The 12,179-nt window shown below is 40.8% G+C and carries 14 protein-coding genes; 13 read left to right on the top strand and 1 reads right to left on the bottom strand.

Translation table 11 applies throughout. The features are described from left to right. Window positions 1–188: 188 nt before the first annotated feature. Window positions 189–1,460: a pyridoxal phosphate-dependent aminotransferase family protein gene (locus KO473_RS00935; RefSeq protein WP_005819873.1), complete on the bottom strand. Its 1,272-nt coding sequence runs from the start codon at window positions 1,458–1,460 to the stop codon at window positions 189–191. 346 nt (window positions 1,461–1,806) lie between these two features. Here KO473_RS00935 and KO473_RS00930 point away from each other — a divergent pair, with 346 nt between their 5' ends. The 13 genes from KO473_RS00930 (at window position 1,807) to KO473_RS00870 (ending at window position 12,162) form a co-directional block, all read left to right on the top strand. After that, window positions 1,807–2,547, top strand: a complete 741-nt coding sequence (locus KO473_RS00930; protein ID WP_032537470.1) for a TetR/AcrR family transcriptional regulator — start codon at window positions 1,807–1,809, stop codon at window positions 2,545–2,547. A 438-nt stretch (window positions 2,548–2,985) separates the two neighbouring features. After that, window positions 2,986–3,375, top strand: a complete 390-nt coding sequence (gene tssD, locus KO473_RS00925; protein ID WP_005819876.1) for a type VI secretion system tube protein TssD — start codon at window positions 2,986–2,988, stop codon at window positions 3,373–3,375. 90 nt (window positions 3,376–3,465) lie between these two features. Further along, complete coding sequence (locus KO473_RS00920; RefSeq protein WP_005819877.1) at window positions 3,466–3,921, top strand: hypothetical protein; 456 nt, start codon at window positions 3,466–3,468, stop codon at window positions 3,919–3,921. 6 nt (window positions 3,922–3,927) lie between these two features. Further along, window positions 3,928–5,310 carry a DUF5458 family protein gene (locus KO473_RS00915; protein WP_005819879.1) on the top strand — a complete coding sequence of 461 codons (1,383 nt, stop codon included), beginning with the start codon at window positions 3,928–3,930 and terminating at the stop codon, window positions 5,308–5,310. 9 nt (window positions 5,311–5,319) lie between these two features. After that, window positions 5,320–7,806, top strand: coding sequence for an ATP-dependent Clp protease ATP-binding subunit (locus KO473_RS00910; protein ID WP_005819881.1), 2,487 nt, complete (start codon window positions 5,320–5,322; stop codon window positions 7,804–7,806). Window positions 7,807–7,818: 12 nt separating this feature from the next. Further along, window positions 7,819–8,247 (top strand): type VI secretion system tube protein TssD, encoded by a 429-nt coding sequence (tssD, locus tag KO473_RS00905; RefSeq protein WP_005819884.1) that lies wholly within the window; start codon window positions 7,819–7,821, stop codon window positions 8,245–8,247. A 6-nt stretch (window positions 8,248–8,253) separates the two neighbouring features. Then, the gene (gene tssD, locus KO473_RS00900) at window positions 8,254–8,658 is read left to right on the top strand and encodes a type VI secretion system tube protein TssD (protein ID WP_005819886.1); all 405 of its coding nucleotides are present in this window, start codon (window positions 8,254–8,256) and stop codon (window positions 8,656–8,658) included. 18 nt (window positions 8,659–8,676) lie between these two features. Further along, a complete protein-coding gene (locus tag KO473_RS00895; protein ID WP_005819888.1) occupies window positions 8,677–9,705 on the top strand; it encodes a LysM domain-containing protein in 1,029 nt (342 codons plus the stop codon). 1 nt (window position 9,706) lies between these two features. Further along, window positions 9,707–10,390, top strand: coding sequence for a hypothetical protein (locus KO473_RS00890; protein ID WP_005819890.1), 684 nt, complete (start codon window positions 9,707–9,709; stop codon window positions 10,388–10,390). Window positions 10,391–10,433: 43 nt separating this feature from the next. Continuing rightward, entirely contained in the window at window positions 10,434–10,841 is a 408-nt protein-coding gene (gene tssD / locus KO473_RS00885; RefSeq protein WP_005819892.1) for a type VI secretion system tube protein TssD, read from the top strand. A 2-nt stretch (window positions 10,842–10,843) separates the two neighbouring features. Next, complete coding sequence (gene tssD / locus KO473_RS00880) at window positions 10,844–11,263, top strand: type VI secretion system tube protein TssD (RefSeq protein WP_005819893.1); 420 nt, start codon at window positions 10,844–10,846, stop codon at window positions 11,261–11,263. Between the two features lie 3 nt (window positions 11,264–11,266). After that, a complete protein-coding gene (locus tag KO473_RS00875) occupies window positions 11,267–11,725 on the top strand; it encodes a hypothetical protein (protein WP_005819894.1) in 459 nt (152 codons plus the stop codon). Further along, a complete protein-coding gene (locus tag KO473_RS00870; RefSeq protein ID WP_005819895.1) occupies window positions 11,722–12,162 on the top strand; it encodes a GPW/gp25 family protein in 441 nt (146 codons plus the stop codon). The genes KO473_RS00875 and KO473_RS00870 overlap by 4 nt, the downstream gene beginning before the upstream one ends. Window positions 12,163–12,179 lie beyond the last annotated feature (17 nt).

The following is a 12,179-nucleotide window of genomic DNA, read 5'->3' as shown; positions in this document are numbered from 1 at the left end:
ATACAACTGACATTTGCACCTCCTCAACAAACCATCCAAAAAGAAACGAAAGAGAAGTGGCAAAATACTGTCATCTGCAAATCAAGCATCAATTTCCAAATCAAGAAAATATTTCCAGTATTTAATAACAATGGCTGTATCCTCACATTGACACAGCCACTGTATATTTGTATGAAAGTATTGTTTTTTCAGATAAGCCCGTATTTTTTGCCTATTTCATAAAAGGAGTTTATCAGTTTGTCACAGTCACTCCGGGTATGTGATGACATCACGCCAATTCTGATTCGGCACATATTGGGAGGAACGACCGGCGGGAATATTGCATTTGTGAAGATATCTCTGTCGTAGAGTTCTTTTGTCATCCGGGTCAATATGTATTCGTCCCCTACGATAACAGGAATAATAGGCGTGATTGAGTTCAAAGTATTAAAGCCGATTACTTTCAGTCCGCTTCTTACATATTCGGCATTTTGCTTCAATGCCTTCTGGATATCGGTATTGCGCATCTCTTTTAAAACTTCAAGAGATGCGGCACATATACTCTGGGGTAAGGAAGTTGAATACATGTTACTACGGGCATAAACCCTCAAGTAATCTATGATATCCTGTTTCGCAGTTATAAACCCTCCTATTGACCCTATTGCCTTGCTGAGTGTTCCTGTAACGATAATGTTGTCACGCTCTTTTATCCCGTAATAACTCAACGTTCCAGCTCCGTCTTTCCCGATTACTCCCGTAGCATGGGCATCATCTATTAAAAGTAGGGCATTGTATTTCTTCGTAATCTCCAAAATAGCCGGAATATCCGCAATATCACCGTCCATGCTGAACACTCCGTCGGTCACCACCATCATGCCATTCGGGTATTGCCCGGCATTTGCTTTTAATATCTTTTCGAGCGCTTCAGGGTCATTATGCTTGTATCTCACCATTTTGGCACCTGACATAAGAGCCCCGTCAATCAAACTGGCGTGGTTGAGCCTGTCATATACAAGCAGGTTATTAGGGCGAATTAATCCTACAATCACTCCTATATTGGCGGTAAAACCTGATGAGAATAATATCGTGTCGTCAAAACCTGTCAGTTTGGCTATTTCTTTCTCCAGATCATTCTGAAATATCGTCGTTCCACTCAGTAGTGGTACCCCGCCGCTTCCAACTCCATAATCAGATGTTACACGGACTGCTTTTTCCACTACTGACGGCATGCCGGTAGCGTCCAGATAACTGTTGGAACCGAACATTAACATTTTCTTCACTTTGTTCGTGACTCTATCTATCACTTCGACTTCCCTGCCACAGCCGGAAAGCATCGGGGATTTGATGTAGATGTGCAACGAGTTATCTTCGTGGAGTTGGAGCTGTTTTTGGAAATTGTAAACTTTCCCCATAATATCTCCACCGGGGCTATTCTTACATACCGAATAGTCAATTTTGAACCCAGATATGTTCTCTTTCATTTTAGTACTTATATGTTATAAACTTGTCTGCAAAGATAGTTACAAAAAGAAAATAGGCAAATTAAATAGTCTATAATTAAGTTGTTAAAACAGTCACTTAGTAGTATTTAGATTATCTGTTTATTGCTTGTAAGGCGTAAAATACCTATATTTGCAACATATCCCATTATTTATACAAAACAAACATACGGGGGAATCAAACTGTTGGATAAACAAGCATAAGCCTTCTTTGAACTACTCCAACCGATTCTTTGGGAGGAAATATTATTGGAGAAAACAACAAAAAATACCTCCGGACTTTTTGTGATTTAATTTTTTATTATTTAATAAGTACTATATAATAATGATGGAACAGAGAGATAAAAAAACTCGAATAAGGAGAACCAATGAGCAGTTGGATAAGGAGGTAATATCTGAACTTGAAAAGCTTGTAGGTGAACTTGGTTTTGGAAACGTCAATTTGAGTGCGTTAATGAAAGCTGCTGATTTAGAGGCCAATGTGTTTTATAGAAGATACGGTTCAATGGATAATCTTTATGACATACTGGCCAAACAATACGACTTCTGGATTAATAATACTATTGATATTTCCACGCTTAATACGTTGGGACCTAAAAAGTTTTTTGCAGAAACGTTTAAAACACTGTTCAGGAATCTGTCAGAGAACAATGTGATGCAAAAGCTGCTGCTTTACGAAATGACGACTATTAATAGTACCACAAAGAGATCTGCGGAAACACGGGATGTTATGAACTTGAACTTAATAACATTTTACGAAAATCTTTTTGCGCCTGCGAAAATCAATATTAAAAGTGTTGCGTCGATCCTGATAGGGGGAATTTATTATCTGATATTACATAAAGAGTGTGCTAAAATTTGCACGATAGACTATAAGACTAAGGAAGGGGAAAATGCTTTTTTAGAAGGAATCGACTTTTTAGCTGATATTATTTTTGATAAGTTGGAGGTGTACGACAGGGATAAAAAGGCAATCCGGCAAATGATATCGGACGGTATAAGTGAATCCAAAATATGCAAGTACATGGGTATCAATAAGAATGACCTGAAAGCATTGCTTTCAGAATAGTCGCAGGAGGCTATAAATAAGCGTTTAAGGAAATGCTGTAAGCCTACACTCTTCCTTATTTGACAATGTACTTAATGGCAATATCCATACGTAAAGACGAATGGTATTGCCATTATTCTTTTCATGTAATGCAATCTTAATAATTACCTTCTCATTTTCAATAAGACCCCAAATAGTCATACATGTGTTTGTTTATCAAACAGTTATTCTTTTTTTAATTATGTTTTCCCTCAATAATAGACTTCGATATTTGTCTACGAATATATAATTATCAAAAAATATATTTCATTTTTAAGCAATCTATTTTTCGTATATTGTTTTTTGTTCTATATTTGCACGCTGAGGACTATATAGAAGCCATGCCCTTTTATGACGAGATGAAATCGTAGTTTTCTTGTAGTCTGTGTTAAACTAATTATTAATTTAAAACTTTTACTTATGGCATTTAGAGCAACTTTAAATTTTGCAGGTAAGGACTTTGATGTACTGGATTGTACTTACAACCTTAAAAGAGATGTGGATTCCAAAGGACGCCCATCTTCAAACATCTATGGCGGACAAATCCGCGTACATGTGGAATCGACTGATGATACTTCGATTCTTGAGAACATGACCAATCAATTTAAGCCTCATTCGGGTAGTATTGTTTTCAAAAAAGGTGATGAAGAAGCCAAGATGAAAGAACTTACCTGGGAGAATGGCTACATTACTGAATTTACAGAGGACATTGACATTATTGGTTCAAAGCCAATGACAATTACCTTTGTTGTATCTGCACAGGTGATTAAGATTGGAGGCGCACAATTTGAGCAGAATTGGCCGAAGTAATCATGAAGTAATCATGCAAGTAACGAAAGCCATCTGCAGTTTTTTAATTAGTGGATGGCTTTTGTCGCTTTTAAACAAAAAATAATACAAATGGCAATACTTGAATATGGAATTGGTGGCAATGAAGTAAAGGTTAGTGCTTCTGATGCCATTGCGAATATCCCCGAGAACCGTTCCCTTATTGTTGAACAGTTAACCGCAGATGAACCTGTCACTCCTGAGGCGGTTAAGGGCTTAAGTACTATCGAAGAAGTGTTTGGGCATTTTTCCCCAAACATTGACATTGAATTTGAGAACGAAGAAGGGCAACCTGTTAAAGAGAATTTTAGCTTTAAAACAGTTGCAGACTTTAGTGTAAAGAACATGACACAGAACAGCCCCTTTCTTCATAACTTGGATACGCAGAAAACATTTTATGAAGGGCTTGTCACGCAATTACGTTCCAATAAAGTTCTACAACGGGTGTTGGAGAACCCGGAATCCAAGAAGGCGTTTATCAACGCATTGGAAGCATTGAATGACGAACTAACGACAGAATCAAAATAATAGACTATGGAAGAAAATAAAAATAAGTCTGAACTTCAGGCACAAGAAGCCGTTCAAGTTTCCTATAAAGAAAAAAACGGTGAATCCTCTTTGTCCTCCGCGTTAGACATATTATCCAGATTCGGAGGCTTTAATTTTCTGGAATCAACAGTAGATGGTATTCAGAACCTGAATCCCGAGCGTAAGGCGCGTAAAAAGATTTTTTTAACCGATGAGCAGAAGCGGGATGAACGGGAAGCACTGAAAAAGAAGATAGATATGTGGCTTGAACTGTTGACTTCATCATCGGAGGTGACAGAAATGATTTCCACTTCCAAAGCCAAATCGGAAGCTGCCGGAGCACATCTTGCCAAAAGCCAATTGGTAGCGGTGCAGATCGTGAGGAATATGGAACAGGCATATCGTGGGGTGATGTTGTTCTATAAGAATACGGAAGCGGACAAGGTGGACAACGTGACAATAGTCAACGCTTCTAAGGAACAACTAACTGATCTTGATAATCCCCGTTTCATTGATTTCATAGCCCGGGAACTAAAACAAAACTATGACAAGTTGGACTTGCGCCAAAACTACTCATTGTTGGCTATTCCGGGTTATCTTGGTTCGAATAAGGTGCTTGAAAAATGGTCGAAAATCGCTTATGATAACAAAGTGATGCTCTATACGGACTTTGCAGACCTTGATAAGCCGGAAGATGTTGTGGAACTGTTCTTCACTTCCAACATGGCAAGTGGCGATTCTTTCAAAAGTAATACTTGTATGACCTGCAACTGGCTTGTCGGACGTGCCGGATACCGGGAAATCGGTGAAGAGGAAGACCTCCATGTTTCTCCGTCCATTGCTTTGATGGGTAAAATATATACCACTCTGATGTCTCAGGTAACTGCCGGTAAGAAGTACGGTGGCATCAATGAAGTGGATGCAGTGGTATTCCCATTGAAGAAAAGCGAAATATCGCAACTGGAGAAGATGGGACTAATTCCGATGGTCAACGAATATGGCAAAGTGATGGCATTCTCCGCCAAGACCTTGTTCAATGGTGACAATCTGGGTCTGCAAACTTATTCGGTGGTACGTGTGTTCGACTATATCACCAAGGTATTGTTTGACTTCCTGAACCGCCGCTCGTTTGAGAACTGGAGTTCCAAAACCGAACGTGACCTGAGAGGTCAGATTGTCCAGTATCTGGACAGTGTACAGGGTGCAGACCGCCTTATTGAGAAATTCAAGATAATCCGTTTTGAGCAAGACCCAAAGCAGAAAGACCGCATTTATCTGGACATTCATATGACTCCATTCTTCCCTGCCAAGAGCTTTGTTATCAAGCTGGACGGTACAAAAGGTGATGACGGCACAAACTGGAATACAGATTACGAACAGGCGCAATAAATAAGGATTATGGATTTTTTGAACATCAATGAAACAGTTCAGAGCGTAATCCGGATATCAAAAGGTGTCGCTCGTGAGTATGGCAATGCGAACTATGCTCCGGCACACCTTTTGTTTGCTTTGATGCACAAAGAAGTGGGCCTGCGTTCGTTTGTCGAATCATTAGGCAAGGACGCGGATTACTTGTGCGAATGGGCGGAGGTGAGAATAGAGGAATATCCCAAGGCTGCCGGTGCAGGTGAGATAATGCCCGATGGGAAAGTTAACGAACTGTTCGAGCAAGCCGATAATGTACGAATAAAGTGGGGACTGCTGGAAATCAACCCACTTTGCCTGTTGGCAGCAATAGCTACCCCCGAAGCAGGTTTCAGCACTGACGAGTTGCGCTCATTCCCTATCCGGGAGCGTGAGATACACGACCTCTTTATGAGCGGGATGGGCAGTATGAAAAGATCCGTAAGCACGCAAACTGACCTTTCGGTAGATGAAGCCCCCTTATGGACAGCCAGCACAGGTAATTTAGATAAGTATTGCACGGATAGGACAGCCCTTGCAGCAGATAAAAAAGTATATCCCATCGTGTGCCGTGACCGTGAGACACGCATGATGATGGAAATTCTAGGGCGGTTGGGCAAGCCCAATGTGCTTATTATCGGTGATGCCGGTGTGGGTAAAACTGCTTTGGTAGACGGTTTGGCTTGTAACATTATTGAAGGTACAGTTCCTCAATATCTAAAAGACATGACTATCTATGAACTCGACACAGGAACACTGATTGCGGGTGCTACATACAAAGGTGAGATAGAAGAACGGCTGAAAGGAATTATCAAAGAATTGTCGGCTCACGGCAATGCCATTCTCTTCATTGATGAAATACATACGTTGATTGACCCCAAGTCGGGCAACAATGGAGCGGCAAGCATCTTGAAACCGGAGCTTGCCAAAGGAAATATAACGGTAATCGGAGTCACTACAGTGGACGAATACCGTAAATTGATTGAACCGGATCATGCCCTTAACCGGCGTTTTGAGGTGTTGCAGGTGTCGGAACCCGACTTGACATCCACCGTAAACATGATACAGGCGGCTCTGGAAAGATACGAAAACTACCACGGCGTGGGAGTAGATGTCGATTCATTGCCCGAATGCGTGGCGCTTGCCAAACGGTATGTCAAAGAACGCCGTTTGCCGGATGCCGCTATTGATTTAATAGACCGTACCCTGTCTGCCGTTAAGATGATTAACCAGAGCGGGGAAAAAAATATAAAAGAGCTGACAGCCCAACTGGGTGTCATCGAAGCGGCAGAAGACCAGCCCGAAGCGGAGCGTGCGGAGAAGTTGCGGTTACTGAACTTCACCATGAAGAACCGGCTAAGCCCTATTCTTTGGGGGATGCTTTCCGAAGGACAGAACGAACCGGAGGTGTCAGGCTATGGTGAATGGATGGACTATATATTAGGTGTGCTTGACCGGTTGCGTGAGTTGACCAAAGAGAAAATCGAAAAAATCACTTCCCATGAGGTGGCAGCCGTTGTTTCTTCTTCCACGGGCATCCCTATCGGTAAGATAGAGTCGGGAGAGAAAGAGAAACTGCTTAATATGGAAGATATTCTACGCCGCAGGGTCGTAGGGCAGGACAATGCACTGAAAGTATTGACGGATGCCATTGTCGAGTCGCGGAGCGGTATGAACAAGCCGGGACAGCCGATTGGCTCATTCTTCCTGCTGGGACCTACCGGAACCGGTAAGACTGAGTTGGCAAAAGCTCTGGCAGAAGCTCTTTTCAATGATGAAAAGGCAATGATACGCTTTGATATGTCGGAGTTTAAAGAAGAACATTCAGCCGCATTGCTCTATGGGGCACCTCCGGGATACGTCGGATATGAAGAAGGCGGTCTGCTGGTGAATAAGATACGCCGTCAGCCATACGCAGTAGTTCTTTTCGATGAAATAGAGAAAGCACATTCTTCCGTGTATGACATCTTCCTGCAAATCATGGACGAAGGCAAACTGCACGACCGTTTGGGCAAAGAGGGCGATTTTTCCAATTCTATCGTACTGTTTACGTCCAACGTGGGTAGTGAATGGCTCACCAAGCAGATAAATGAAGGCAAGAATCCCTCTACCACCGACCTGATGGAAGTCATGGGCAGCTATTTTCGTCCGGAGTTTCTTGCCCGTTTGTCGGAAATCGTGCCTTTCTCTCCTATTAACGAGACAATGCTGGTTCGTATCTTTGAAATCCAGTTAAAAGGAGTTATAGCGTTACTGGATAAACAGCATATTGGTATCGAAATTACGGAAAAGGCAAAGAACCTGCTTGCTACCCGTGGCTTCACTCCGAAATACGGAGCACGGCAAGTAGCGGGTACGATACGTAACTATATACGTCGGCCCATCTCAAAGATGATTGTTGCAGGAACATTAACGGCAGGAAATACAGTGGTTGTGGACGTGGCGGATAATGGAGAAATTGATTGGAATGTGAAATCATAAAATGAAAATACTATGTTTGGACATAAAAGTTTTTTGAGGATAGGTGCTTTGAGCGATTCCAGTATTTCGGGATTGTACAAAGACAGTTACGAGTTGGAGAGTTGCAATTTTGCTTTTTCACAAGGAGTGGATGTCAACGGCAAGCCTCAGACGGAAGTCCGTGGAGGAAGTATATTTTTAACTTATGGTGGTTTGCCTCAGCAAGATTTGCTCCGCTGGATGTTAGGTTCGACAAAATATGAAGATGGGGCTATTGTTGTATGTGATGACAATAATGAGCCTTTGGAGAAAATATTCTTTGAACAAGCTGCTTGCGTCGGTTTGGAAATTGATTATGTCCAACAAGGAAAAGGATATATTCAAACGAAGGTTACGCTACAGGCGAGGAAAATTAAAGTGGGGGAAACTACCCTTGAAAACCGATGGACAATTAATAAATAAGGAATTATGGGATTATTTAATTTGCCACAAATAGATAGCGATTTAACAGCATGGTTCATCCTTGATGGTAAAAAGTATGAGATGAGCCAATTTAGCATCAGTTTTGGACAATCGGTCGACCATAAAGGACAACCACAGGATGAGGTTCGCGGCGGTAGAATGCTTGTCAGTTTGTCTCAGACACTTCCAGATAGTATATATCGTTGGGCAATGACTTCATTTCCTAAAAATGGAGAAATTGTATTTCGGTCTAAAACTACTAATGCGCCGTTACGGATAGAATTTATAAATGCATATTGTGTAAACTTTGCCCGTAACATTGTCGATGGTGGAGGTGTAAAGACAGATATGTTGATTTCCCCTGATGAAATATTGATAAATGGCATAAGCTTTGATAACCATTGGATTTGAATGTAATAGTATAAGATTATGACTTACAACGAAGTGTATATTACGTTGAAAGAGTATAGGGAAAAGTATCTTGCTTTAGGGAAACTGTATGAAGGTTTTGTTATTGACTGCGGATATGCTTATACCAAAGCAAAAGCATTTCAACCTGCTCACATGAATGGATATAGCCCTAAAATAGGGCGTCTGTATGATTACGACTCGCATTATGCATTAGGGCGTGAGCAGCATATTGACACCAGTATAAAAGCAAGAAAATTAAGCCTTAGAGGATTGTTTAAACTTAATGTACCATTTGCAAAAAATCAGGCAGAGATAACTGTTAAACAAGGGATGACTCTTAGTGGTATTGCCGTATGGTTCGATGTGACAGTTGCAGAACTTGTAGAATGGAATAATTTAAAAGACCCTAATAGAATATTTGTTGGGCAAAAGATAATTATCATGGACAAGCACAACAATACTCTAAAAACAAATACTCCATCAAAAACAAATGCTTCATCAGAAGCGGATAACGTATTAAAAGTTGAAAATGATGGAGTTAATTCAAAAAAAGAGCACCCATTTATATCTGCAACAACTACAGATAGAGTTACATATGATTGGGATATGATATTTCTAAATACTTATTCGTTTGGGGACCATACAGTAGGAGATGCTAAAATATTCAACAGCAATTTCACAACAAATTATACAGTGGGAAAAAGTATGGAAGCCTCTGTTTCTTTTGAGTTGGATTTAGGTTTAGTAAAAGGTGGATTTTCCAAGAGTAGCGTATATAATTCAATATCAGTATTAGGTTACGTAGAGGCGGAAACGTCTATAAATTATGAAAGTTTTTGGGATATGTCTATAAATTTCGAAGTAAGGCAAAATATAAATAAAGATAATTCATCTACAGGAGTAGGCGTGGGAATAAAACCCGTAAAAGTAGTGGCTTTGGTTCTCCTTGTAGCTGGGGCAATTATTACTGCACCTATCAATATAGGGAAACCAGTGTTTGCACCGGCAAGCGTAACGCCTATTGTTCCATCAAAAGAAGTGTTATAAAATGAAGATAAGCATTATTCTAAAAATTCTCGGATTATCAATTGCATTAGCAATAATATCATTTTTTATTCTTAACTACATGGCACAAAGTAGATTAAATAGAATAGTTAATCCAACTTTTGATATAACCAAAGTTGTTGCTATTGAGCGTGCTTCTATTTCGGAGCATTCAGAAGTCTACAACGACGGTAGTTTTATAGAGTATGAATGCGTATATAAGGATTCTTGTCTGGATTTGGTAAATCTGGGGCGTGTTGATTCGTTATTTCATCATGTGGAAGATATAGTAGAGGTTATCAATACCCCTATACCACTTCCCAATTCTTTTTTCCCCAATTTAATAGCTCCCTCACCTTATAAAGTACGAGCTGCTCCGATAGCTGTTTCTTATAATGTTTATACATTGCCCTATTCCTCTTTAAATAAGGTGAAATTATATATTGGAGGGAAGATTAAAAATAAAATTAGTGAGTCGGCAACTACCGTTAAGTACGAATTATCAGCAAATCGAGTAGACATAGCTTTGAACAATGGTTCAGAGGTAGAGGTTTCCTATAGTCTTGGTATAGACAACAATAGGATTGACGCTGAATTAGTTTTTAATCTACATAATGGTAATTTGTATGTTGTGGTATTGGCAAAAGCACTTGATGTAAACAATTTGCTGAAAAAATATTTGCCATAAAGGATAGTAGTACCTTATTATGTAAAACATAAAATATAGATTTATGCAAACATACCTGTACCTCCATAAAGAAAACATTGACCTTCCCCACGACGAATACCGGGAAAAGTATCTGCTAAAACACTATGATTACAGTTTGAGCCGGAATGTGGGGCGTAAAGGTGAAATCACTTCTGGTGTTTGTGGAGGTGAAATACGAATCGCCATTGACGGATTTGCCGACGCTATCCTGCTGGGATGGCTCTTTGACACTTTCCGTCAGGAAGATGGAACAATCGTTATGCTGGATGAACATGAAACTACTTTTGCCAAACTACAATTTGCGGGTGGATTGGTAAGGAGTTATCGTATGAACTACGATTCCCGGGTTAAAAAAGGCGTGGTGACTATCATTGTGATAGAAGCCAAAGAGATTGTAACTGACAACGATTTATTTTTTAAAAACAAATAACTATGGGCTTTTTCGACAGGCTATTTAAAGGAAAAGAAGTGTTTGCGGACAGACGCAATCCGGATATGGTATGCGAGATGACACTTTGCGGGCAGTCGCACATCTTGTCAGAGTTTGATATTGCCTATGAGTCGGGAAATAACGCCAAAGAATATATGGAAGCATACGCCGTATTTTCAGAGCCGGTGAATGCGGAGGTAGAAAACTGGATAATGAGAGCGGACAGGAAAGAAAATGGGACAGTCCGATTCTACCGCAACAGCGATGCTATGGACGAAGGTGCACTGTTCGAGATAAATTTCAGTAATGCGAGCTGCGTGCATTATCGCAATGTATCACAGGGAGATGCATTGGTAAAGACAATTGTGATGACCCTTCCATCTGTCCGGATGGGAAGTGATGAATTTGAGCTAAAACAATAATAAATGGATATATACTCACTACATGAAATGGTAGGACTTCTCAAAACCGATCTTTGGCATGGCGGAGAGGTGGAAAAACTCGGTTACATCGGGAGGGCAGTTCCCTGTTCTTCTCCTGCATCGGCTTGTGGCCTGTCAGGAGTATATATCAATTATGATACCATGCTGGAGAGATGCGAAGCCTCCATGCAAGGCGGTGGGTGTGAATTATTCATTTCACAATACCAACCCTATACCGGGACTTATATAACCTATGTTCTGGAAAGCAACCTTTCCGACAGGAGATTGCTTCTGGCTAAACTGGAGGATATATTGGCAGATCGGAGGAGCCCTTACTTATGGTCGCATAATATATACAAGAGAAATATTTTCAGTATTGACCGCAACTATCAGGCACGCTACACCAGCATGCGCAGCGGAAATATTGCAACTCCACGACAAAGTAAATTCTTTGGAAGATGAAGCTGAAATATTATAAACTACCGGTACGTTTGGGCAGACTCTTTGAAGGAGATAGCCGGCAACTCGAAAGATGTTCCGAACTGGAATCCATCGACCGGCACATCGAACTGTTGCTGACCACTTGCCCGGGAGAGCACCGGTTCGACCCTAAATACGGTTGCCGTATCTGGGAACTGGACTTTGAGCGCATTGTTTCTACCGAACAATGGAAAGAGTTCTTTACCGGGTACGTGATGCAGGCAATTTCTACCTATGAGAAACGCATTTCTGAGATTGCCCTGTCGGTAAACCTTCAGGAAGTGGTCAGGGAGGAGATCTTGGATAACCGGATGATACGTAAACGGGTAGATATTACAGTGCTCGCCATCCTGAACTCCACCGGTACTCCCTGTGGCTTCGGTTACAAATTATACATGGGCCCTTTATCAAATGAATAATCAGGCTGTTGAAATAT

This window comes from Bacteroides sp. HF-4919, from assembly GCF_018860125.1.
Note: the sequence above shows the minus strand (reverse complement) of the source record. Positions and strands in the feature narration are given on the sequence as shown.